We start from the raw sequence: 22,307 nt of genomic DNA on the forward strand, positions 1-22,307 counted from the left end.
AGGGCCACACACGATGATGAAAATTTCCGCACTGCTGCGTGCGTTCTCCGTGCCCGCGCGAACGGGTGTCATGGCTTGCGCAGCCGCTGGCGCGCTGGCGGCCGGTCTGCCGCTCACGGCCAGCGCCGCACTGCCGATCCAGACCTGGGTCGCGCCGTCCGGTGCCAAGGTGATGCTGGTCGAGAGCCGCTCGATCCCGATGATCGACGTGAACATCGATTTCGATGCGGGCAGCCGCTACGATCCGAAGGGCAAGTCGGGGCTGGCGTTGCTGACGGCCGGGTTGCTCGACGCTGGCGCGGCGGCCGCAGGCGGGCGTCCCGCGCTGAGCGAGGCGCAGATTGCCGACCGCTTCGCCGACGTGGGCGCGATGGAAGCGACGAGCGCCGGACGCGACGCCGCGACCGTCACCATCCGCACGCTATCGTCGGCGGCCGAGCGTGATGCGGCCGTGAGTACGCTGGCGCAATTCCTGCAACATCCCACGTTCCCCGATGTCGTGCTCAAGCGCGAGACGGCACGTCTGTCGTCGGCGATTGCCGAGTCGGATACGAAGCCCGAGGCGATTGTCGAGAAGGCGTTTCGCAGCGCGATCTACGGCAGCCACCCGTATGGCGTAACGCCGACGGTGGCAAGCGTGAATGCTGTGAAGCGCGACGATCTGATGCGTTTCTATCGCGATATGTACAGCCCGAAACGGGCGGTCGTCTCCATTGTTGGCGACATCGACCGCGCGCAGGCCGAGAAGCTGGTCGCCCAGTTGACGGACGCGATGCCCGCTGGCGTTACGCCGCCCACGATGCCGCCGGTGGCGGCGCTGCGCAGCGCTGTGCAGATCGATTTGCCGCATCCGGCCGAGCAGGCGCATATTGCGACCGGGCAGGCGTCGATGGCGCGCAGCGATCCCGACTACTTCCCGTTGCTCGTGGGGAACTACGTGCTGGGCGGCGGCGGCTTCGTGTCGCGTCTGACGGCGGAAGTGCGTGAGAAGCGCGGTCTGACGTATGGCGTATCCAGTGGCTTCGTGCCGCAGTTGCAGGAGGGTCCGTTCGAGATCAACTTGCAGACGCGTCGCGAACAAGCGCCCGAGGCACTCAAGGTCGTGCGTGAGACGCTGGCCCGATTCGTTCAGGACGGCCCCACCGCCGAGGAAATGCAGGCAGCGAAGGACAACCTGACCAACGGTTTCCCGCTGCGTCTGGACAGCAACCGTAAGCTGCTGGCGAACGTGGCGGCCATCGGCTTCTACAACCTGCCGCTCGACTACCTCGACACGTGGACCGCCAAGGTCGAGGCCGTGACGGCGGCGCAGGTGAAGGACGCATTTGCGCGTCACGTGCAGCCTGATCGTCTCGTGACTGTCGTCGTCGGACCCAGTGATGTGTTCGGCGCAGCGAGCGCAGGCGCTACCGCACCGAGCGCTACGCCGACAGCGAGCAAGCCTGTGAAGTGACGACGGCGTGTAGTTCGCATGTCTGATCACGTCTCAAAAAAACGGCACCGGGATTCTCCGGTGCCGTTTTGCTTTGCGGCCGACGTGCCGGACCTGCTCGCGAACGCTATCGAAGTATCCGGCGACGCAGCAGCACAAGCGCGACGGAGAAACCCACGATGGTGTAGACGACAAGTGCGCCCACATGCAGCCACGGCATGTCGATGGCACGCCCCAGCATGGCGGGGCGAATCAGCGCGACGGCGTGCGCGAGCGGTAGCCACTCCGTCACATGACGCGCCGCCGCCGGGAGTTGCGACAACGGGAAGAACACGCCGGAGAGCAGCAACATCGGCGTCATCACGAGTGTCTGGTAGAACATGAAGAAGTCGTAGCTCGGCGCGAGTGCCGTCATCACCATCGCCAGACTGGCGAACGCGAGTCCCGCGAGCAAAACGGCTGGCAGGACCACAGCGAGACTGTCGATGCGCGCGTAGCCGAGCACGCTCGCCACGAGCAGGATCGCAACGCCCGAGAGCACGGCTTTGCTGGCGGCCCAGACGACCTCGCCGAGCACGATGTCGCCCAGCGTCAGCGGGGTATGCATCAGCGCTTCCCAGGTGCGTTGCACATGCATGCGTGAGAAGCCCGAATACATCGACTCGAAGCTCGCAGAAAACATCACGCTGGAGCCGACGGTGCCCGCTGCGAGAAACGCGATGTATGACGTGCCGTCGACATTGCCGACCATCATGCCCAGCCCGAAACCCAGACCGAAGAGGTAGATCATCGGGTCTGCGAGATTGCCGAACATCGAAGCAATCGCGAGCTTGCGCCAGACGAGGAAGTTGCGTCGCCAAACACCCATCCACGGCGTGACGCCCGGCAGGTAGCGAGGCGCATCTGGCGTCATGTGCTGCTCAGTCATCGCGCATCTCCCGTCCCGTGAGCTTGAGAAAGACATCCTCCAGATTTGCCCGACGATGCAGATACCGCACCCCCGGCTGGTCCTGCAAGGCATTTACGACCGGTGTGGCGTCGCGAACGTAACAGAAGTGGGTTTCGCCGCTGGTTTCGATGCGCTCGGCGAACGGGGCAAGGCTGGCGAGGAGGGCGTGTGGGACGTCGCCGAAGACTTCCACCACATCGCACCCGATTTCGCGCGCCACGAGTTCCGGTGGCGTGCCTTCGGCGATCTTGCGTCCGGCGTCGATCACGCACAGTCGATGGCACAGACGCTCGGCTTCCTCCATGAAGTGGGTGGTGAGCAGAATCGTCTTGCCTTCGTTCATCAGCGATTTCAGCCGCTCCCAGATCAGATGCCGAGCCTGCGGATCGAGCCCGGTCGTTGGCTCATCGAGCACGAGCACGTCAGGATTGTTGATGAGGGCACGGGCGAGCGTGAGGCGTCGCTTCATGCCGCCCGAGAGCTGGGCGACGCGGGCATTCGCCTTCGATTCGAGACGGGCGAACGCCAGCAGCGCGGGAACGCGTTCCTTGATATCGGCCGAGGCGAGTCCGAAATAACGTCCGAAGACCGCCAGGTTTTCGCGCACCGTGAAGTCGGGGTCCAGATTGTCGAACTGCGGTACGACGCCGACGCGGCGTCGGGCTTCCGGTGCGAGCTTCGGGACGGGCAGGCCACCGAGTCGGATCTCGCCAGCGTCGGGCGTGACAAGGCCCAGCAGCATGCGTAACGTCGTCGTCTTGCCCGCGCCGTTGGGGCCCAGCAGGCCGAAGCACTCGCCCGGTGCGACGCGCAGCGAGAGGTGATCGACCACGGGGCGGCCGTCATAGGCCTTGCAGAGCTCGGTTACCTCGATGGCGGCATCGGTCATGGCGGATCTGCGGTCTCCTGTCACGTGGCCGGGCGCCGCCATCCCTTATGGGGCATGGCCTTTAGGGCATAAGGCGCGGGCGATGTGGTATGTTTCGCCTCAACAATGTAGCGTGAATTGTCATGATTTTGGATTCTCTGCGTGCGCAACGACGCGCGCGACCCCATTTTTCCACCGTCAGCGGTGCCCCCAGTCAAGCCGTATTGCGGAGGACGCCATGAAGTCCGGTGCAGGTAACGTGGCGCGCGGCGCGCCGCAGCAGGTCCGCATCATCGGCGGTCAGTGGAAGCGCACGCCGCTGCCGGTGCCGTCGGGCGACGGTCTGCGGCCGACCCCCGATCGTGTGCGGGAGACGCTGTTCAACTGGCTCGGACAGGACCTGACGGGCATGCAGTGCCTCGACGCCTTCGCAGGCAGCGGTGCGCTCGGCTTCGAAGCCGCTTCGCGCGGCGCGCAGCGCGTGTTGCTGGTCGAGTCCGCCACACCTGCGATTCGTCAGTTGCGCGCCAATCAGGCCAAACTCGACGCCAAACAGATCGAGATCGTCCAGGCGGACGCCAGACGCCTGATAACCACACTCTCGCCCGGGGTTTTCGATGTCATTTTCCTCGATCCGCCGTTCGCGAGTGGTTGGTTGAACGATCTGCTGGCGCCTGCCGCCCGCCTGCTCGCACCGAACGGCGTGATCTATGCCGAGTCGGACGTCCCCCTGGAGGACGATGCGCTCGCCGAGCTGGGCCTCGTGTGCTTGCGCCGGGCGAAAGCCGGAGCGGTGCATTATCATTTGCTTGAATCGATTCCGAAAACCTAGAGACCACAATGAATAAGTACGCAGCAGCGGTCCCCAGCCGCGAGGAGACGTTGGCATGGTAGTGGCGATCTATCCGGGGACGTTCGACCCGTTGACCCGAGGCCATGAGGATCTGGTCCGCCGTGCGGCGGGCATCTTCGACAAGCTCGTGGTCGGAGTGGCCGACAGCCGAAACAAGAAGCCGTTCTTTTCGCTCGAAGAGCGGATCGACATCGCGCGCGAAGTGCTCGGTCACTATCCGAACGTGAGCGTCGAAGGCTTCTCCGGCCTGCTTAAGGACTTCGTGCGTAAGCATCAGGCGCGCGTGATCGTGCGCGGGCTGCGCGCCGTGTCCGACTTCGAGTACGAATTCCAGATGGCGGGTATGAACCGCTACCTGCTGCCCGACGTCGAGACGATGTTCATGACGCCGTCCGACCAATACCAGTTCATCTCGGGCACCATCGTGCGCGAGATCGCCCAACTGGGCGGCGATGTCAGCAAGTTCGTGTTCCCGTCCGTCGAAAAGTGGCTGGTCACGAAAGTCGGCGAGATGACGCCGAAGAGCTAAGCAGGCGTACGTCGCTATCGGTTGCTTCGCGCGACGTCAGCAAAAACCCCGCAGCGTGTTTCGACACTGCGGGGTTTTTTGTTGCGCACATGTTTAAGCGCAATTACTTAAGTCCGATGACTTAAGCGGCGCATCGCGGCGCGGGTTCAGGCCGCGATTCAGGTCGCGATTCAGGTCGCGAATCGAAGCGACTGTCCGATCGGGCATTCGTCCGCGACGGGCATCAGAAGCCCTTCGGCAACGGCGCCTGCATCCATTTGACGGACATCGCATTCAACCGACCATCGGCCTTCGCCTTGTCGATGATCGCATTGAGCTTCGCCACCATCGCCGTTTCACCTTTGCCCACACCGATGTAGCAGGGCGTTTCTTCAACCGGGAATTTCAGATCGAAGGCGCGCTGTTTGCTCTTCTCGCGCACGGCGTTCGCCACGATGTTGCCCAGCGTCACGAGCTGAACCTGACCTGCGAGATACGACGCCGCCGTCGCGTTGTTGTCCTCGTATCGCTTGATGTTCGCGCTCGGCGGGGCGACAGCGGTCAGTGCGAGGTCTTCCGTCGAGCCGCGCGTCACCGCGATGGTCTTGTTGGCGAGGTCGGCGGGCACCTTGATCGCAATGTCTTGCGGACCATAGACGCTCTTCGGGAATGGCGCGTACGCCTTCGTGAAATCGATGGCCTTCTCGCGTTCGGCGTTCTTGCCGAGGGAGGAAATGACAACGTCGACCTTGCCTGTCGTCAGATACGCGATGCGGTTCGTGCTGATGACCGGTACGAGTTCGACCTTCGCGCCGATCTCCTTGCCGATCAGCTCCGCCATGTCGATGTCGTAGCCGTGCACCTTGAGGTCGGTACCGATCGAGCCGAACGGCGGGAAGTCCTGCGGGATGGCAATGCGGATGACGCCGTTCTTGGCAATGGTCTGGAGGGCATCGGCATGGGCGAGGCCTGCGAGACCTCCCAGCGACGCAACGACAACTGCTTGCAGCATCCGGCGGCGACCGGCTTGATGAAGGAACGCAGGCATGACTCGAACTCCTTGGCGTTAGGCAACGACGATGACGTGAAAGGGGCTTGCGCACGCGATAACGCGCGCAGGTCGCAGCGGTCGAACTGGTACGACCAGTGGTGCTCAGTGATAAAGCACTAACCGTGCCAGACGGTCGGGAGCGTTGCTGGGGATAGCCGTGGAGTCGAAACGGAGCAATGCGCGAGACTAGCGTGCGCTAGTGCATTCCGCGCGGCGGTGCGTTGTGCACCAAAGTGAGCCGGTCGGTGGACGAACCGGTGCATGACGCGAGGTGCATCACGAGGCGCGGGACGACATCCGGGCATCCGGCGCGGCCACAGCAAGTGGACACCTGCTAACTTTCGTATAATTGAGGAATTGTTCCAGGAACCGTCACGGCTGCCGTTCGCCGGGGTTCACGCAAGTCAATGAACGGCCAGAGGAAAGCGAGTCAACAGTGGCACTGATGATTACCGACGAATGCATCAATTGCGACGTGTGCGAGCCTGAGTGCCCGAACGACGCAATTTCGATGGGGGTCGAGATCTATGAGATCGATCCGAACAAATGCACGGAGTGTGTCGGACACTTCGACGAACCGCAGTGTGTGCAGGTGTGTCCGGTGGAGTGCATTCCCATCAATCCGGAGCATGTCGAGACGCCCACCCAACTGCTGGAGAAGTACACCCATCTGCAAGCGGCCAAGTCGGCCTGAGTGGCGGGCGCGGCATGAGCGGCACCTGACCGCTCATCCTGCTTCGCCCACGATTCCAGATCTCACCCGCCGGATCACTTTCCCGGCGTTGCGTGCAGACGCATCATCGCCTTTTCCATCTCACCCTTGACGACCAGGTCGACGATGTCGAGCGATCGCGACATGGCGTCGTCGATCTGTTCCTGCTCTTCCTTGCGCGGCGGCTTGAGCACGAAGTCCGCGACTTGCTGCTGGCTTCCGGCCGGTTGCAGCGTGCGGGGATGTCCGATGCCCAGACGCAGGCGCCAGAATTCGGGCGTCGTCAGATGCGCGGCAATATCCTTGAGGCCGTTGTGGCCACCGCTGCCACCGCCCCGCTTGAGCTTGACGGTGCCGGGCAACAGATCGAGTTCGTCATGCACGACGAGGATCTCGTCCGGCAAAATCTTGTAGAAGCGAGCGAGTGCGACGACCGACTGCCCCGAGCGGTTCATGAAGGTTTGCGGCTCCAGCAGCCACACTTCCTGACCGGCCACGCGTGTACGTGCGGCGAAGCCGTGGAAGTTCTTCTGGCTGGTGAGCGATGCGCCGCATTGCTGCGCCAGCGCGTCGACGAACCAGAACCCCGCGTTGTGACGCGTCGCAGTGTATTCGGCGCCCGGATTGCCGAGCCCTACGATCAACTTGATCATTTCGGTATCAGGATCTTGGTACGCGTCATGGTGACATGCGTACCGCCATAAAAAAACCCGCCGGACATGACATCGCGGCGGGTCTTGCGTCCAGCGTCGCCGCTGAATGCTGGCGAACGAGGCTTAGGCAGCCGGCGTTTCGCCTTCAGCCGAAGCAGCAGCTTCGTCAGCAGCAGCGCCAGCCGGTTGCACGGCTTGTGCGACCACCGGGTTTTCTTGCTCGACGTGCAGCGTCAGGGTCACGCCGGCGGGCAGCTTGACGTCCTTAGCGTGAACCGTCTTACCGGCTTCCAGCGTCGACAGGTCGACTTCCAGGAATTCCGGCAGCTTGCCCGGCAGGCAGCTAACGTCCAGGTCGTTCAGCGTGTGGCTGATCACGTTCGAAGCCAGCTTCACGGCCGGGGCGTTTTCTGCGCCCAGGAAGTGCAGGGGCACCTTGACGTGGATCGGCTTGTTCGCGTCGACACGTTGGAAGTCAACGTGCAGAACCAGTTGCTTGAACGGGTGGTACTGCACATCGCGCAGCAGCACTTGTTCGGTCTTGCCGGCGACTTCCAGCTCGAGAATCGACGAGTGGAAAGCTTCTTTACGCAGGGCGTGCCACAGCGCGTTGTGATCGAGTTCGATCAGTTGCGGAGCAGCTTCACCACCGTACACGATGCCTGCGGTCTTACCGGCATTGCGCAGGCGGCGGCTCGCACCCGTACCTTGCAGATTACGCTCAAAAGCGACGACTTTCATAACAACTCCTTGAACTGCCCGCGACCAGGCAGCGATTTCTTCCTGAAATTCCCGCCAAAAAACACGGGTTTCAGGAACGACAAAGGCGGGGATAGGCTCCCCGCCGACATAACAACGGCGCCACACAGGCGCCGTCGCAAAATTTTACCGAACGCTTATTCCGCGAACAGCGACATCACCGAGTCGCCGCGACGGATACGCGAGAACGTCTCGGCCAGCAGGTTCGCGCAGCTCAGCTGGCGAATCTTGCCGCCCTTCGAGTCATCGCGCAGCGGGATCGTGTCGGTGACGACCACTTCATCCAGCTCCGAGGCGTTGATGCGCGCTGCGGCACCGCCCGAAAGCACCGGGTGCGTACAGTAGGCATACACCTTTTTCGCGCCACGTTCCTTCAGCACTTGTGCGGCTTTGCACAGCGTACCGGCGGTGTCGACCATGTCATCCATAATGACGCAGGTACGGCCTTCGACTTCACCGATGATGTTCATCACTTCAGCGACGTTGGCCTTCGGACGACGCTTGTCGATGATGGCCAGATCGCAATGCAGCTGCTTGGCGAGGGCACGGGCACGAACCACGCCGCCGACGTCCGGCGACACCACCAGCAGGTTTTCATGGTTCTGCGCACGCACGTCTTGCAGCAGCAGCGGCGAAGCGTAGATGTTGTCGACCGGGATATCGAAGAAGCCCTGAATCTGGTCGGCGTGCAGGTCCATCGTGATGATGCGTTCGACGCCTGCGATTTGCAGCATGTTGGCTACGACCTTCGCCGAGATCGCCACGCGCGCCGAGCGGGGGCGACGATCCTGACGGGCATAGCCGAAATACGGAATGGCAGCGGTGATCCGGCCGGCAGAAGCGCGCTTGAGCGCGTCGACCATGATCATCAGTTCCATCAGATTGTCGTTGGTCGGAGCGCACGTCGACTGGAGGACGAAGACGTCCTTGCCGCGCACGTTTTCCTGAATTTCGACCTGAATCTCACCATCCGAGAACCGGCTGGCCATGGCTTTGCCGAGAGGGATACCGAGAGTATCGACGACCGCTTGGGCCAAGGCGGGGTTGGCGTTCCCGGTGAATACCATCAGGTTATCACTACTCATCTGGCTACCTGCGGGACGTTTGGATGCTGAGACTTTACGACAGAAGAAATTGGCAGGGGAGGAAGGACTCGAACCCTCGTATGCCGGAATCAAAATCCGGTGCCTTAACCAACTTGGCGACTCCCCTACACTAACCGATGCCTTCGCTGCGTTGTAGGAAACGCAACAAAGTAAAACCCTTTTACGCGAAGGCGAACATTGGATGTTCGGCCAGGCTAGTGGTCACTTGACCTATCCAGCGCTCTGGCAATCGCTTACATGCCGCTTCCGCATCTGCTTTCGTATCGAATACACCAAACACGCTAGCGCCGGATCCCGTCATGCGTGCTGTGGTGAAGGTTCTGAACCAGTCAATCACAGCAGCGACTTCCGCGTATTCTCGAGTGACAACCGCCTGCATGTCGTTACGGAAAACTTCATCCGTTTCGAACACGTTTTTGTTGGCGTGCTCAAGAAAGAACGCCATTGTGACGATCTTCGAATCCCTTGTCAACAGGGGATCCGTAAATATTTTGTTGGTCGCGACGTGCACGCGCGGGTTCACCACGAGGAAGTGGCGCTGCGGCAGATCCACGGCCTGCAGTTCTTCGCCGAGGCCTTCTGCGAAGGCATTGCGGCCGAAAACGAAAAACGGCACGTCCGCACCGAGTTTCAGGGCGAGTGTCTGGAGGGTTTCGCGCGGCAGATCGAGCTGCCACATGCGGTTGAGCGCGAGCAGGGTCGTCGCCGCGTCCGAACTGCCGCCGCCAATGCCGCCACCGGCCGGCAGACGCTTCTCGATGCCGATATCCACGCCGAAGCGCACGCCACAGTGTTCTTGCAGCAGGCGCGCCGCGCGCACCGTCAGATCGGTCTCCGGCGGCACACCGGGCAGCGGGTTCGTGTGAACGATCTGTCCGTCGTCGCGGCGCTCGAAATGCAGCGTGTCGGCCCAGTCGATCAGTTGAAAGACGGTTTGCAGTTCGTGATACCCATTCGGCCGTTGTCCGACGATGTGCAGGAACAGGTTCAACTTGGCCGGGGCCGGGCAGTCACGCAGGATTTCGTACATGGCGAGGCAAAAACGGAAGACTGTGAAGGGGGGGGGCTGGCACAGGGTGCGGGCTTATTCGTCGATCACGAGTCGCACGGCGAGCGGAGAGCCGTCGAGATCGCGCGACAGATCGACGCGTTTGACGCGCAACGGTGTGCCGTCGAAATACGCCTGATAGTCGATGGTCCAGCCATCCTGTTTCAGATGGGTGGGACGCTGCGTCTGCGGGTCGCGTTCGATGTTCGCTTGCGACCCCGGTGCGCTCTGCATGCGCAGCCAGTAACGCAGACCACCCACCGGCAGCGCGAAGCCGAGCGCGTCGTGCATCACATCTTCGAGGCGAGGCCCGGTGAGCGGTGCCTTGCCCGGCAGTTCCAGCGAGGCACTTCGCGGATTTTCGCGCACGATCGCTTGCGTCTGCCCCAGCGGGTCGAGCAACTGGACGGTGGCGTTCTCGCCGTTCTGCTGCCAATCGAAATTGCCGTACGTGTTGCGTGCTTCGCCGTTCTGCTCGTAGCGCACTGAGAAGCGGCCGCGATAGTGTTCGACAGTTGTGCCCGCGGTCGGCTCAACGGGTGTTGGCGGCGCGAGGCTGGCACAGCCTGTTGCGATGACGCTCGCCGTGCAGGCCACCACGAGGGCGGCTGCACGAACGAACTTCGATGCGTCGGCGCGGCGTGTCACCGGGCGCGACGCAATTTGAGACTTTTCGAACATACGCACTAACGTCATTACGATCATTACGGTGCGACGTTGTAACGCTTCATCGTCGAGCGCAGCGTGTCGTCGTCGCCATCGAGCTTGAGCGCTTCGCGCCAGGTCTTGCGCGCTTCGTCTTGCTGACCCGACTCCCACAGCACTTCGCCCAGATGCGCGCCGATTTCCGCCTGCGCCTGAATGCCGTATGCACGGCGCAGCAGTTCGAGTGCCTGCGACTTGTCGCCAAGGCGGTACTTCACCCAGCCGAGGCTGTCCATGATGTACGGATCTTCCGGCGAGAGCGACGACGCCTTTTGCAGCAGTTTGAGCGCTTCCGGCAGGCGTGTATTGCGCTCCGTGAGCGAGTAGCCCAGTGCGTTGTACGCCTGCGCGTTATCCGGCTGCGACGTCATCACGCGACGCATCGCCTTTTCCATCACGTCGTAGTGCTTGTTCAGTTCGGCCACCATGCCGTACTGATAAAGCAGGTCGGCATCGTCCGGATTGTTTTTGACTTCGACGGCGAGCAGCTTCTCCGCATCGTCATAACGCTTGGATTTGACCAGCAGATCCGACTCGGCACGCTTGAGCGCAAGTTGCTCACGCGGGTCGCTCGACTTGATGCCATGCAACAGCGCGCGGCCTTCGTCGAGCTTGCCCTGATCGGCCAGCAACTGCGCACGGCCGATCTGCGCAGGCAGGTAGGCGTTGCTGTCTTCGCGAATCTTCGAGAGCCACTTGTCGGCAGCCGGGTAGTCCTTGCGGTCCTGCGCAATCTGCGCGAGGTAGACGTATGCCTGCGCGCCGTCGGTGTTCTGCTGCTCGGCTTCCGACGCGTACTTCTGCAAATACTGTTCGGCCTGTTCCGGATGGTTGGCGTGCAGGTTCAGCAGCGCCAGCGCCATCAACGTCGACAACTCATGCGGGTAACGCTTTTCCAGCGTTTCGAATTGCTTTTGCGCCGCATCGAGCTGATTGTCGGCGAGCAGCAGCTTGGCGTAGGCGAAGCGGGCTTCCTTGGCGTTCGGATTCCGGTCGAGGAACGACTTCAGACTGGCAATTGCGCCGGTGCGCTCCGCCGGGCCCATCTGACCGTAGAGCAGGGCGGCAGCTTCGTAATCGGGTTTGAGCTTGAGCGCGGTTTCGAGCGACGTGCGAGCACCGGCGGTGTCGCCTGCGTCCAACTGCGAACGGGCGATGGCCAGTTGCGCTTCCGGACGCTGCATGTCGTTCGCCAGCATGCGCTTGAGCGAATCGATGCCGGTGGCGCGCTCCGGACTGCGGGCGATCATCTGCTGTAATTCGAGAATGGCCTGACCGCGACGCGCTTCGGGCACCTTGTTCAGTTCGTCGACCAGCAGCGGTTCGGCTTCGGCAAGATGGCCGGTACCGACTTCAAGGCTGGCCAGCAGTTGGGTCGCGGGACGCCACGACGGGTCGAGTTGATGCCACAGCTTGGCGGCAATCAGGGCGTCGCCAAGCTGGCGTGCGCCGAGCGCGATCTCGACCGCGCGACGCGCCATGCGCGGATCCTTCGTGCGGTTGGCGAGGGCGACGTAGGTATTGAAAGCGGGGGCCAGATTGCCTTGTTGCAGGCTCAATTCGGCGGCCATCACTTCGAAGACGATCTCGCTGCTGAGCGCAACGTTCGGCAGCTTCTCGCGCGGGACGTTCGCGTTCGGTGCGACGTCTTCAGTGTCGACGTCTGCATCCGCGCCGCTCGCGGCACCCGGTGCGCTGGCCTTGGCGGGTGCGGCGGTCGGTGCACTGGCGGGCGCGGCAGGCGCTTTGGGCGCAGTCTGCGCCGCCGGTCCGGATTGGGCGAAAGCGTTCGAAGATGGCAGGAATGCCATGATTGCGCTGGCGCATGTCACGCCAAGCGCCGTGGCTCCGGCCCAGGCCCCGCGAGCCAGGGCGCCGCGCAGGCGCAAAACCACGGGTGCCACGGCTTCCGCAGTACGGTTAGCGGTGGGAATGGACTGGAGTCGGGTGTTCGGCATAGGGATCCACGGCAGGTTTCGAGCGATTGTAGCGCGCCCGATACAATAGAGTCTAAATCCTCAGCAAACGTTCGCAGGCATGCCTGAACTCCCAGAAGTCGAAGTCACCCGCCGCGGTATCGCGCCGCACGTAGCTGGCACGCGTATCGCGCGCATCGACGTGCGCAACGGGTCGTTGCGCTGGCCGGTACCCGACGGGCTCGACGCCCTCCTGCGCGGCGAAACGCTCATCGGCGTTACCCGTCGCGGCAAGTACCTGCTGCTCGAATACGCGCCCGGCTGGTTGCTCGTGCATCTGGGCATGACCGGGACGTTGCGCGTCATGCCGGAACCGCAGTCGCTGCCGAGCGCGGGCGTCCACGACCATATCGACCTCGTCTTCGAACGTTGCGCGCTGCGCTATCGTGACCCGCGCCGCTTTGGGGCAGTCCTCTTCCATCCGCGTACGTCGGGTGATGTGCTGCTGCATCCGCTGCTCGCCAGCCTCGGCGTCGAGCCGCTGACCGACGACTTCGACGGCGCGTGGCTTTACGCGGGCACGCGCGGGCGCACCGTCTCGATCAAGCAGGCGCTGCTCGCGGGCAGCATCGTCGTGGGGGTGGGCAATATCTACGCTTCGGAGAGCCTGTTCCGTGCAGGCATCCATCCCCGCATGGCAGCGGGCAAGCTGTCGCGACCGCGTGCCGAGAAGCTTGCGCAAGCCGTCAAGACGGTGCTCGCCGCAGCGATCGAGAAGGGCGGCAGCACGTTGCGAGACTTCGTCGGCAGCGACGGCCAGAGCGGCTATTTCCAGCAGGAGTATTTCGTCTACGATCGTGCGGGTCAGCCGTGTCGCGTGTGTGGCACGACGATCCGGCAGATCGTGCAAGGACAGCGCTCCACGTTCTTCTGCCCAAAATGCCAGAAATAAATTAAAGCTTCCCCCAAAACGCTATGAAAGACGCCCCCAACGACATCACTGCGGGCACGCTCGCGGACACTTTCGCCCAGCGTCTGATCGCCTGGCAGGCCGAACACGGCCGTCACGATCTGCCGTGGCAGAACACACGCGACGCCTACCGGATCTGGCTGTCCGAGATCATGCTTCAGCAGACGCAGGTCGCCACGGTGATTCCGTATTACGGCCGCTTTCTCGAACGCTTCCCTGACGTCGCCGCGCTCGCCAGCGCACCGCAAGACGATGTGATGGCGCTGTGGAGCGGCCTAGGCTATTACTCGCGCGCGCGCAACCTGCATCGCTGCGCGCAGGTCGTCGTCGAGACCCACGGCGGACGTTTCCCATCAGACCCCGAAACGCTCGCCACGCTGCCGGGTATCGGCCGATCCACTGCGGCGGCGATTGCCGCATTCGCGTACGACGCACACGCCGCCATCCTCGACGGCAACGTCAAACGGGTGCTCGCGCGCGTGTTCGGTATCGAAGGCTTCCCGGGCACGCCGAAGATCGAGCGAGAGATGTGGACGCTGGCGGAATCGCTGTTGCCGCAAAGCGACTTGCCAGCCTACACGCAAGGGATGATGGACCTCGGGGCCACGCTGTGCGCTCGCGGCAAGCCACGCTGCGGCGAGTGCCCGTTCGACAGCGATTGCGTCGCGCATGCGACGGGACGCGAGCGCACATTGCCGACTTCCAAGCCGAAAAAGGCGCAGCCGGAGCGCTACGTCGACGTGCTGGTCGTCCGCGTGGGCGATCGCGTGTTGTTCGAGCGACGTCCCGACAGCGGTATCTGGGGTGGACTGTGGAGTCTGCCGGAACTCACACCGCCAACCGACGCGCGCGACGCCGACGACGCGTTACTGCGCGAGCGTCTGACGGGGCACGCGGCGGCACTGGGCGCGAAGGTTGGCGCGGTGCAGTCGCTCATGCCGCTGCATGGCCTCACGCACGTCTTCACGCACTTCAAACTGCATTTGCGACCGTGGATGGTGACGCTGTCCGCATCATCAGCGACAGCGGCAACATCGATCAACGACGCAAACCGTGCATGGCTGGATGGGAAGGGTGTCGCGGCCGCCGGGTTGCCGTCACCGATTCGCAAGATTGCCGACGCGCTGTCGCTGCACGGCGTGAGCGACGGTCAGTTGTCGCTGCCCGCCTGAGCGAGTCGACGACCCTTCACTTCGTGTCGATGGGGGCGAGTTCGCGATGACGCACGAGCACGCTCGCTTCGTCGCGAAAGCGCGCGCCGAGCGTCTCGGAGATGAACACGGAGCGGTGTTGCCCGCCGGTACATCCGATGGCGACCGTCAGATAGCTACGGTTGTCGCGCATGTAGCTCGGCAACCACTTTTGCAGATAGGCGGCGATGTCGTTGATCATCTCGTCCACTTCGGGAATGGCGGACAGGAAATCAATGACGGGCTGATCGCGTCCGGTCAGCGGGCGCAATTGCACGTCGTAATACGGATTGGGCAGCGAGCGGACATCGAAGACGAGGTCGGCGTCGAGCGGCACGCCATGTTTGAATCCGAACGATTCGAACATCAGCGTGAGGCCGGTCTGATCGTGCTGGACGAATTCGCGAATCCAGCGGCGCAGTGCACTCGCGCGCAGGTTGCTGGTGTCGATCTGGTGACCCAGCTCGGTGACGCTGCTGAGCATCTCACGCTCTTTCTCGATGGCTTCGACGAGCGAGCCGGTGGCCGAGAGCGTGTCGTCGCCCGCCGACGAAAGCGGGTGACGGCGGCGCGTCTCCGAGAAGCGTTGCACCAGCGTTTGCGTGGTCGCATTGAGGAACAGCACGCGGACGTCATGGCCAAAACGGCGCAGGCCGCCAATGATCGGCGGCAGATCGGCGAGCGAGCCGCCGCTGCGCGCGTCGATGGCGACCGCGAGGCGGGTGTAGTGCTGTGTTCCGAGGTAGACGGCGAGTTCAGGCAAAAAGCGCGACGGCAGATTGTCGACGCAGTAGTAACCCGCATCCTCGAGGACGTTCAGGGCGAGCGATTTGCCCGAGCCGGAGACGCCGGTAATCAGTACGATCTTCATGACATTTCCCGAATACAGCCATCATGGTAAGCGATTGTGTCGTACGGGTGTCGCGTGGACAAAAACGAGGGCGTTCCTGCCGCTTTCGCTGCATTTTCGAGATATCCCGAACTGCAAACGAAAACGGCGCCCGCGTGGGGCGCCGTCAGGCTCGTCGGGCGTAAGCGCCCGGCGTAAAACTTAGGCTGCCGGAGCGTTCGACAGGCACGACTTCATGAATGCCTTGCGATCGTCGCCCTTCTTGCCGCTGGCTTGCGTGTTGCAGGTCTTCATCTTTTCCTGCTGCGTCTGCTTGGCGGCCGGTGCGGCGCCACCTGCGGACAGACACTGCTTCATGAAGGCCTTGCGGTCGTCACCCGTCTTGCCGGTCGCTTGCGAGTTGCAAGCCTTCATCTTGTCTTGTTGGGAGTTGGTCGCCTTGGGGGCAGATGCCGGGGCGGCGGCCGTTTGAGCGAACACGGGCGATGCGAGCAGCGGGGATACCAGAAGCAGTGCAGCGAGTGCTTTTTTCATGATCGTCTCTCCAAAAGGTCGTGACGCACGGGCACGGGGATGAACCGCGTTGCGATTACAACATGTTAGAAAACGCGCCGCAATCGCGCGGCGTTGACAGAAAAACGCAAAAGTAGCGGTATACCCGGAAGGTTTCGGCGGATTCGGCGATTTCGGGCCGACGATGCGCGAATTGACGACGCTCAGAGCAATTTGCCCTGCATGCCGTCCGGGTCCTGCATGGCCTGGCGCTGACGCTCCATGAAGTCCTTGAGCGTATCGATCCCGCGCAGTTGCAGAATCGTGTTGCGCACGGCCGCTTCGACCAACACGGCGAGGTTTCGCCCGGCGGCCACTTGCAGAATCACCTTGTTGATCGGCAGGCCCAGCACGTCCACCGTCTGCGCTTCGAGCGGCAGACGCTGGAATTCGCCATCGGGACGGCGCACCAGCTGCACGATCAGCTTGAGCTTCATCTTCCGGCGCACCGCCGTTTCACCGAAGATGGTCTTGATGTCGAGCAGACCGAGACCGCGCACTTCCAACAGGTTTTGCAGCAGCGGCGGGCAGCGGCCTTCGACGAAATCCGGCCCGAGACGCACGAAATCGACCGCATCGTCGGCCACCAGGCCGTGTCCACGGCTGATCAGTTCCAGACCGAGTTCGCTCTTGCCGAGACCGGAGTCGCCGGTGAGCAGCACGCCCATGCCCAGAATGTCGATGAAAACGCCGTGCATCGTGCAACGCGGTGCGAAAACACGAGAAATGTACAGACGCAGGCTGTCGATGACGGAGGCCGTCGACAGCGGCGTGGTGAACAGCGGGGTGGAGGAGCGTGTACAGCGGAGCACCAGATCGGGCGGCGCTTCGAGGCCGTCTGCCACCACGAGGAACGGCGGTTCCAGCGCGATGACTTCGCCCATGTGACGCTTGCGGTTTTCGTCCGTGAGACGCTGGTAGTAGCGCAGCTCGGCTTCGCCGAGCACCTGAATCCGGTTCGGGTGGATGAGGTTCAAGTGGCCCACGAGGTCAGCGCTGGAGGTGGCCGTGGCCACGCTCTCCGGCGTGAAGCCGCGCTCCCAACCTTCATGGCCCGTGAGCCACGACAGACGCAACGTCGCGGCGTTGTCGTCGAAAATGCTTTGCGCGTTGATGCCGGTCAGTTCCACCGCGTCGCCTCGTTCGGTTGGGTGTGGGAGCTACGGAATTCGTGTGTGTTCGCGGCGATTCGTACCGGTGCGCAGACGACTCGGGACGACTCAGGGCTTCCAGTTCGTCAGCGCGGTATGGACATCCTTGGCGCTGGGCGCGTTGATCAGGATACTGCGCATCTCCGGGTCCGAGAGCAACTGGGCAATTTCGGACAGGATTTCGAGGTGCTGCTGCGTCGCCTGCTCGGGCACCAGCAACACGAACAGGAGGGAGACGGGCTGACCGTCGGGCGCTTCGAACGGAATGGCCTCTTCCAGGCGGATGAACGCGGCGGCCGGGACCTTCAGGCCCTTGATGCGTCCATGCGGAATCGCCACGCCTTCGCCAAGCCCCGTCGAGCCGAGACGCTCGCGGGCGAACAGATTGTCGGTCACCACAGCGCGCGAAAGCCCGGCGTTGTTCTCGAAGAGGAGGCCGACCTGTTCGAACAGGCGCTTCTTGCTGGTAACGGACAGTCCAAGCAGGATGTTGGACTCGAGTATGAGTTTGGCTAAACGGTTCATCTTGTAATGCGGGCGAACGCTTAGTCGCCCTCCAACCCCCGATTGACCTCGCATTATAGACCACTCGCCGCCGCGCTCGCGGCAAGTCACGGAAGTGGGACGAACCATACAAAAGGGGCCGTTCAACGGCCCCGCGGTGGGTGATGCCAGACTTACAACAGACGGATATGCGCTCGGGTGGTTCCTTGCGGGTTTTCGTCGGTATCAGCCAGTGCGATTACCACGCCTGAACGATGCTATTGCAGCGGTTCCGCCTCAGGAGGAAGTTCGTGGTGCTTGATGGCCTCGCGACCGTGATCCTGAACCTTATCCTTGTACTGCACTACCTTGCGGTCGAGCATGTCGATCAGCTTGTCGATGGCGGTGTACATATTCTCGTCACACTTCTCGACGAAAATTTCTTTGCCCTTGAGAAACACCGTGACGCTCGCGATCTGGCGTCCGCTCTTCTCCTTGGTTTTGTCGACAGAGAGGATCACCTCGGCGCCAATTAGCTGGTCGAAATGCCTCAACACTCGATCGAGCTTGTTGACGACAAATTCGCGCAGCGAAGGCGTGAGTTCGAGATGGTGTCCACTGATCTTCAGATTCATAGCTGCTCTCCTTGCTGAAATGCCGAAGTGCAGGCCGCGTCAACGTTGACGCTGGCTAGCGAGGGTGCGAGCCATTGACGTGACGCAATGTCGCACTGCGGCGTTATGCCCCAGCGGCCAACATGGCGCACCAGGACTGTCCTACAAAGATTTGCGCAAGTTCACTGCGGGGATTCGCATGGCCTCGCGGTACTTCGCGACAGTGCGCCGCGCCACCACAAAACCTTGCTCTGCCAGCAGTTCCGCGATACGGCTATCGGAAAGGGGGCTCTGCGGGTCTTCTGCTCCTATGAGTTGCTTGATGAGTGCGCGGATAGCGGTCGATGACGCAGCGCCTCCGGCTTCCGTTGCCACGTGTGATCCGAAGAAGTACTTAAGCTCAAAGGTTCCAAATGGAGTGAGCATGTACTTACTCGTTGTCACCCGTGAAATCGTGGATTCATGTAAACCCAGCGTATCAGCAATCTCGCGTAAAACCAAGGGCCGCATGCCGATTTCGCCATGCGTGAAGAAGTTCTTTTGACGCTCGACAATCGCCTGCGCGACCCGCAGGATCGTGTCGAAGCGTTGCTGAATGTTCTTGATCAGCCAGCGCGCTTCCTGCAACTGCTGTTGGAGGTTGCCGGTTCCCGGATCGTTCCGGTTATTTCGGAGAATGCGCGCATACATCTCGTTGATGCGCAGACGCGGCATCACTTCCGGATTCAGCTCCGCCGTCCAGCCGCTCCCCTGCTTGCGTACCAGCACGTCCGGCACGACGTAGTCGGCCTGAGGCGCACCGTACGCTGCACCCGGGAAGGGGTCCAGCGAGCGAATCAGCTGATGCGCGGCGCGCAGGCCGTCTTCGCCGACACCCAGCAGGCGACGCAGACGCGTGTAATCGCGCGCGGCCAGCAGTTCCAGGTGATCGGTGACGATGCGCAGCGAGAGGGTACGTACGCCGCTTGCGGGCAGTCGCTGGAGCTGCAGACGCAGGCATTCGGCCGGGCTCCGGGCACCCACGCCCGCCGGGTCGAAGCTTTGCAGCAGCGCCAGCGCCGCGTTGATCTCTTCCGTTTCGAGCGCCAGCTCTTCGGGCATTTCAGCCTGAATCTCGTCGAGCAGGCTGCCGAGGTAGCCGTCCTCGTCCAGCGATTCGATCAGGAACTCCACCAGCGCGCGGTCGCGCGGCGCAGCCTTGGTCAGGCGCAACTGGGCCAGCAGATGTTCGCGGAGATTGGGATGGTCGACGTGCAACTGAGGACGCGCATTGTCGTCGTCGTCCGATGCGCTGCCGGAGCGGGCGAAGTCGTTCAGGCTCCAGTCGCTGCCGTTATCCGACGCGTTGTCGTCGAAGCGGGCCTCGCCGTCGAGTTCACGCGCTTCGTCGTGACCGTTGGCGGCTTCGGGGCCGTTGTCGTTCGAACTGCTCGACGACGAACTCCGCTCGTTGCGCAGCGACCCGTCCGTGCCTACACGTACCGAACCGGCGAGCCAATCGTCCTCGCGTTCGAGCATCGGGTTCTGGGTGAGGGCGTGCTCGACTTCCTGCTGAAGTTCGAGCGTCGACAGTTGCAACAACCGGATCGATTGCTGCAACTGGGGCGTGAGGGTCAGGTGCTGAGAGGTGCGGAGTTGAAGAGTCGGTTTCATAGCGGTCTCGCCTTCATTGTAGAGGCTTTGTCACGCCAACGGAACCGTCCCTGACTCCTATCGGAGGCAGGGTTTACATGCGAAAAATCTGCTTTACATCCGGAAATTTTCGCCCAGATAGACGCGGCGGACGCTTTCGTCGGCAACGATCTGGTCAGGCGTGCCGGCGGCGAGCACCGAGCCTTCGCTGATGATGTATGCGTGATCGCAGATACCCAGCGTCTCGCGCACGTTGTGGTCGGTAATCAGGACACCGATGCCTCGGTCCTTGAGAAAGCGCACGATTCGCTGAATTTCCAGCACAGCGATCGGGTCGACGCCCGCGAATGGTTCGTCGAGCAAAATAAAACGCGGCTGTGTGGCCAGAGCGCGCGCGATTTCCACGCGACGACGCTCGCCGCCCGAGAGCGACATCGCCGGATTCTCGCGCAGATGGCCGACCTGAAGCTCGTCGAGCAGGGCTTCAATGCGGCGTTCGATTTCGTCGCGCTTGAGGGGCTTGCCCTGCGCATCGACCTGCAATTCGAGCACGGCGCGAATGTTGTCTTCGACCGTGAGCTTGCGGAACACCGAGGCTTCCTGCGGCAGATACGAGACACCCATGCGGGCGCGTTCGTGGATCGGCAGTTCGCTGATGAGGTTGCCGTCGAGCTGGATTTCACCATCGTCGGCAGGCACCAGTCCCACGATCATGTAGAACGACGTTGTCTTGCCCGCGCCGTTCGGGCCGAGCAGACCCACGACCTCGCCGCTCTTCACGTCGAGCGACACGTCCTTGACGACGGTACGCGCGCCGTACTGCTTCTTGAGCGAGCGCACGACGAGCGCGCTGGGCTTGCCCACCGGGCCGGCGCCCGGGTTGATGGTCGAGGCGTTGCTATTGGCAGAATTACTCACGCGGATTCCCGATGTTCTTGGAAGGCGACAGCGGCGGCAGGTCGCCCTTGGGCGCGGCGACCGGCTTGCTGGCAGCGCCCGGCGCCGGCGCCTGTGCGCCCGTGGCGTTGCGCGGTGCGAGCGTGGCGCGCACGCGGCCGTTCGGATTGTTGGGGTTGACCTGATCGGCGCCGCTGTTGGCGGTGTAGACCTCATTGTAGGTGTCGTACGTGATCACGCTGCCGTGAATCTCGTCGAGCACCTTGGTGCCACCGGCCAGACGCTTGAGCGTGGCCTGCGTGGTGAGCGTGGCGACTTCGGTCTTGCCGTTGTAATAGATGGTTTGGCCCCAGCCGTCGATGTACTCGTCCATGCCGTCGCGCTTCTGACGCATGTAGGCGAGCGGGCCGCCCGGCTTGTAGTAAGCCGTGGCGTACTGATAGCCCTCCGGATCCTGAGTCACTTCGACGCGATCGGCCTTCAGGAGAATCGTCCCCTTGGTCATCGTCACGTTGCCGGTGAAGATGTTGACCTGCTTGAGGTCGTCATAGCTCATGTGATCCGACTCGATATTGAGCGGCTTGTCGCGGTCGGCGCGTTCCGCGTGAGCCAGCGGTGCGGCCAGTGCGCCAAGGACGGCGAAGGCGGCGGCCAGCGCGCGAAGCGCACGCAGCGATACAGAGGCGGGTCGCAGTGAAAGGCGATCGGTCATGGGGTTTTGGGGCCCTGTGGAGTCTGAGATGGCGCGCGTGGAGCGGTGGGCGCTGCGGACTGGCCGGACGGCGGCGGGCGCTTGGCGCCCAGTTCCGCCGGCTGGATCGTGCCGTGAACATTGCCGAGCAATTGTACGGCGCGCGAGATGTTATTGAAAATCATGCCGTCGCCATACATCACGGACGACCCGCGGAACAGCTGCACCGGCTGCTCGGTGCGCACGATGTCTTCGTTCACCAGCACCTGGAAGTGCTGGGACAGCGCACGCATTTCGGGGTCGCGCGGCCCCGGCTGACGCACCACGACCGCGTCGTCGTACAGATCGACGATCGACATATCTGCGTTGAGCGTGCCGCGCTTGCTCGTGGCGGTCACTTCGGGCTGATCCGGCGTGAAGGCGCGCACGGCCGGCATCGTCATGGCCGTGGTCTGGTCGTCTTCGAAGTGCGTCATGTGGACGGCGTTGACGCGGTACTGCGTCACGCCGTTGGGCGCGAGCATGGAAATCACCATGTCGTCGGCGTAGTAATCGGCGATGTGCTGCTTCACGTACGGCGCGCGGTCGGCGTCAGACGGCAGCGTGCGCTGCACGAGCCAGTACGTGCCAGCCGCAAGGCTTGCCAGGACGGCGATCGCGATCAGCGAAGCGGGCGAGACGCGTTGGATGGCCATGAGTGGATCGACTCTCCCGGCG

Annotated in this window: 24 protein-coding genes and 1 tRNA gene; 6 read left to right on the top strand and 19 right to left on the bottom strand. The window is 62.7% G+C overall.

Annotation, left to right across the window (positions count from 1 at the left end):
• Positions 1 to 13 precede the first annotated feature (13 nt).
• Positions 14 to 1,453 (top strand): M16 family metallopeptidase, encoded by a 1,440-nt coding sequence (locus tag ACIQWO_RS15385; RefSeq protein WP_402825536.1) that lies wholly within the window; start codon positions 14 to 16, stop codon positions 1,451 to 1,453.
• Positions 1,454 to 1,559: 106 nt separating this feature from the next.
• On the opposite strand, the gene ACIQWO_RS15390 is transcribed toward ACIQWO_RS15385, so the two are convergent.
• Both ACIQWO_RS15390 and nodI read right to left on the bottom strand, forming a co-directional pair.
• Positions 1,560 to 2,360: an ABC transporter permease gene (locus ACIQWO_RS15390; RefSeq protein WP_402825539.1), complete on the bottom strand. Its 801-nt coding sequence runs from the start codon at positions 2,358 to 2,360 to the stop codon at positions 1,560 to 1,562.
• Positions 2,353 to 3,270, bottom strand: coding sequence for a nodulation factor ABC transporter ATP-binding protein NodI (nodI, locus tag ACIQWO_RS15395; protein ID WP_402825542.1), 918 nt, complete (start codon positions 3,268 to 3,270; stop codon positions 2,353 to 2,355). The genes ACIQWO_RS15390 and nodI overlap by 8 nt, the downstream gene beginning before the upstream one ends.
• Before the next feature lie 217 nt (positions 3,271 to 3,487).
• Between nodI and rsmD the strand changes: the two genes are divergently transcribed.
• The gene (rsmD, locus tag ACIQWO_RS15400; protein ID WP_402825545.1) at positions 3,488 to 4,081 is read left to right on the top strand and encodes a 16S rRNA (guanine(966)-N(2))-methyltransferase RsmD; all 594 of its coding nucleotides are present in this window, start codon (positions 3,488 to 3,490) and stop codon (positions 4,079 to 4,081) included.
• Between the two features lie 55 nt (positions 4,082 to 4,136).
• Positions 4,137 to 4,631: a pantetheine-phosphate adenylyltransferase gene (gene coaD, locus ACIQWO_RS15405; protein WP_150575378.1), complete on the top strand. Its 495-nt coding sequence runs from the start codon at positions 4,137 to 4,139 to the stop codon at positions 4,629 to 4,631.
• Between the two features lie 223 nt (positions 4,632 to 4,854).
• Here coaD and ACIQWO_RS15410 read toward each other — a convergent pair whose 3' ends face one another.
• A complete protein-coding gene (locus ACIQWO_RS15410; protein ID WP_402826831.1) occupies positions 4,855 to 5,622 on the bottom strand; it encodes a transporter substrate-binding domain-containing protein in 768 nt (255 codons plus the stop codon).
• 475 nt (positions 5,623 to 6,097) lie between these two features.
• Here ACIQWO_RS15410 and ACIQWO_RS15415 point away from each other — a divergent pair, with 475 nt between their 5' ends.
• The gene (locus ACIQWO_RS15415; protein WP_039395480.1) at positions 6,098 to 6,355 is read left to right on the top strand and encodes a YfhL family 4Fe-4S dicluster ferredoxin; all 258 of its coding nucleotides are present in this window, start codon (positions 6,098 to 6,100) and stop codon (positions 6,353 to 6,355) included.
• A 74-nt stretch (positions 6,356 to 6,429) separates the two neighbouring features.
• Here the strand turns inward: ACIQWO_RS15415 and pth are convergent, their stop codons facing one another.
• The 7 genes from pth to ACIQWO_RS15450 all read right to left on the bottom strand — a co-directional run bounded on the left by pth (position 6,430) and on the right by ACIQWO_RS15450 (position 12,455).
• Positions 6,430 to 7,026 (bottom strand): aminoacyl-tRNA hydrolase, encoded by a 597-nt coding sequence (gene pth, locus ACIQWO_RS15420; protein ID WP_402825550.1) that lies wholly within the window; start codon positions 7,024 to 7,026, stop codon positions 6,430 to 6,432.
• Positions 7,027 to 7,149: 123 nt separating this feature from the next.
• Entirely contained in the window at positions 7,150 to 7,767 is a 618-nt protein-coding gene (locus tag ACIQWO_RS15425) for a 50S ribosomal protein L25/general stress protein Ctc (protein WP_150575381.1), read from the bottom strand.
• 155 nt (positions 7,768 to 7,922) lie between these two features.
• The gene (locus ACIQWO_RS15430; protein ID WP_039395490.1) at positions 7,923 to 8,870 is read right to left on the bottom strand and encodes a ribose-phosphate pyrophosphokinase; all 948 of its coding nucleotides are present in this window, start codon (positions 8,868 to 8,870) and stop codon (positions 7,923 to 7,925) included.
• A gap of 50 nt (positions 8,871 to 8,920) precedes the next feature.
• A tRNA-Gln gene (locus ACIQWO_RS15435) sits at positions 8,921 to 8,997 on the bottom strand.
• 54 nt (positions 8,998 to 9,051) lie between these two features.
• Positions 9,052 to 9,921 (bottom strand): 4-(cytidine 5'-diphospho)-2-C-methyl-D-erythritol kinase, encoded by an 870-nt coding sequence (gene ispE / locus ACIQWO_RS15440; protein ID WP_402825555.1) that lies wholly within the window; start codon positions 9,919 to 9,921, stop codon positions 9,052 to 9,054.
• A gap of 54 nt (positions 9,922 to 9,975) precedes the next feature.
• Positions 9,976 to 10,620: an outer membrane lipoprotein LolB gene (locus tag ACIQWO_RS15445; RefSeq protein WP_402825558.1), complete on the bottom strand. Its 645-nt coding sequence runs from the start codon at positions 10,618 to 10,620 to the stop codon at positions 9,976 to 9,978.
• 23 nt (positions 10,621 to 10,643) lie between these two features.
• Entirely contained in the window at positions 10,644 to 12,455 is a 1,812-nt protein-coding gene (locus tag ACIQWO_RS15450; RefSeq protein WP_402825561.1) for a tetratricopeptide repeat protein, read from the bottom strand.
• A 226-nt stretch (positions 12,456 to 12,681) separates the two neighbouring features.
• On the opposite strand from ACIQWO_RS15450, the gene mutM reads away from it, so the two are divergent.
• Positions 12,682 to 13,512, top strand: a complete 831-nt coding sequence (gene mutM, locus ACIQWO_RS15455; protein ID WP_402825564.1) for a bifunctional DNA-formamidopyrimidine glycosylase/DNA-(apurinic or apyrimidinic site) lyase — start codon at positions 12,682 to 12,684, stop codon at positions 13,510 to 13,512.
• 23 nt (positions 13,513 to 13,535) lie between these two features.
• Positions 13,536 to 14,702 carry an A/G-specific adenine glycosylase gene (gene mutY, locus ACIQWO_RS15460; RefSeq protein WP_402825567.1) on the top strand — a complete coding sequence of 389 codons (1,167 nt, stop codon included), beginning with the start codon at positions 13,536 to 13,538 and terminating at the stop codon, positions 14,700 to 14,702.
• 16 nt (positions 14,703 to 14,718) lie between these two features.
• Here mutY and rapZ read toward each other — a convergent pair whose 3' ends face one another.
• From rapZ to lptC, 9 genes are all read right to left on the bottom strand, one after another.
• Positions 14,719 to 15,591, bottom strand: coding sequence for an RNase adapter RapZ (gene rapZ / locus ACIQWO_RS15465; RefSeq protein ID WP_402825570.1), 873 nt, complete (start codon positions 15,589 to 15,591; stop codon positions 14,719 to 14,721).
• 180 nt (positions 15,592 to 15,771) lie between these two features.
• Positions 15,772 to 16,104 (bottom strand): PsiF family protein, encoded by a 333-nt coding sequence (locus ACIQWO_RS15470; RefSeq protein ID WP_402825573.1) that lies wholly within the window; start codon positions 16,102 to 16,104, stop codon positions 15,772 to 15,774.
• Between the two features lie 182 nt (positions 16,105 to 16,286).
• Positions 16,287 to 17,252 carry an HPr(Ser) kinase/phosphatase gene (gene hprK / locus ACIQWO_RS15475; RefSeq protein ID WP_039395509.1) on the bottom strand — a complete coding sequence of 322 codons (966 nt, stop codon included), beginning with the start codon at positions 17,250 to 17,252 and terminating at the stop codon, positions 16,287 to 16,289.
• A 90-nt stretch (positions 17,253 to 17,342) separates the two neighbouring features.
• A complete protein-coding gene (ptsN, locus tag ACIQWO_RS15480; protein ID WP_150575389.1) occupies positions 17,343 to 17,798 on the bottom strand; it encodes a PTS IIA-like nitrogen regulatory protein PtsN in 456 nt (151 codons plus the stop codon).
• 236 nt (positions 17,799 to 18,034) lie between these two features.
• Complete coding sequence (hpf, locus tag ACIQWO_RS15485; protein ID WP_402825578.1) at positions 18,035 to 18,391, bottom strand: ribosome hibernation-promoting factor, HPF/YfiA family; 357 nt, start codon at positions 18,389 to 18,391, stop codon at positions 18,035 to 18,037.
• 141 nt (positions 18,392 to 18,532) lie between these two features.
• Positions 18,533 to 20,023, bottom strand: coding sequence for an RNA polymerase factor sigma-54 (locus ACIQWO_RS15490; RefSeq protein WP_402825581.1), 1,491 nt, complete (start codon positions 20,021 to 20,023; stop codon positions 18,533 to 18,535).
• 93 nt (positions 20,024 to 20,116) lie between these two features.
• Positions 20,117 to 20,887: an LPS export ABC transporter ATP-binding protein gene (gene lptB, locus ACIQWO_RS15495; protein ID WP_046293335.1), complete on the bottom strand. Its 771-nt coding sequence runs from the start codon at positions 20,885 to 20,887 to the stop codon at positions 20,117 to 20,119.
• 25 nt (positions 20,888 to 20,912) lie between these two features.
• A complete protein-coding gene (gene lptA / locus ACIQWO_RS15500) occupies positions 20,913 to 21,611 on the bottom strand; it encodes a lipopolysaccharide transport periplasmic protein LptA (protein WP_402825584.1) in 699 nt (232 codons plus the stop codon).
• Positions 21,608 to 22,285 (bottom strand): LPS export ABC transporter periplasmic protein LptC, encoded by a 678-nt coding sequence (gene lptC / locus ACIQWO_RS15505; protein ID WP_402825587.1) that lies wholly within the window; start codon positions 22,283 to 22,285, stop codon positions 21,608 to 21,610. The genes lptA and lptC overlap by 4 nt, the downstream gene beginning before the upstream one ends.
• Between the last annotated feature and the right edge of the window lie 22 nt (positions 22,286 to 22,307).

Source organism: Pandoraea sp. NPDC090278, from assembly GCF_044772185.1.
In the GTDB taxonomy this organism is placed as follows: Bacteria; Pseudomonadota; Gammaproteobacteria; order Burkholderiales; family Burkholderiaceae; genus Pandoraea.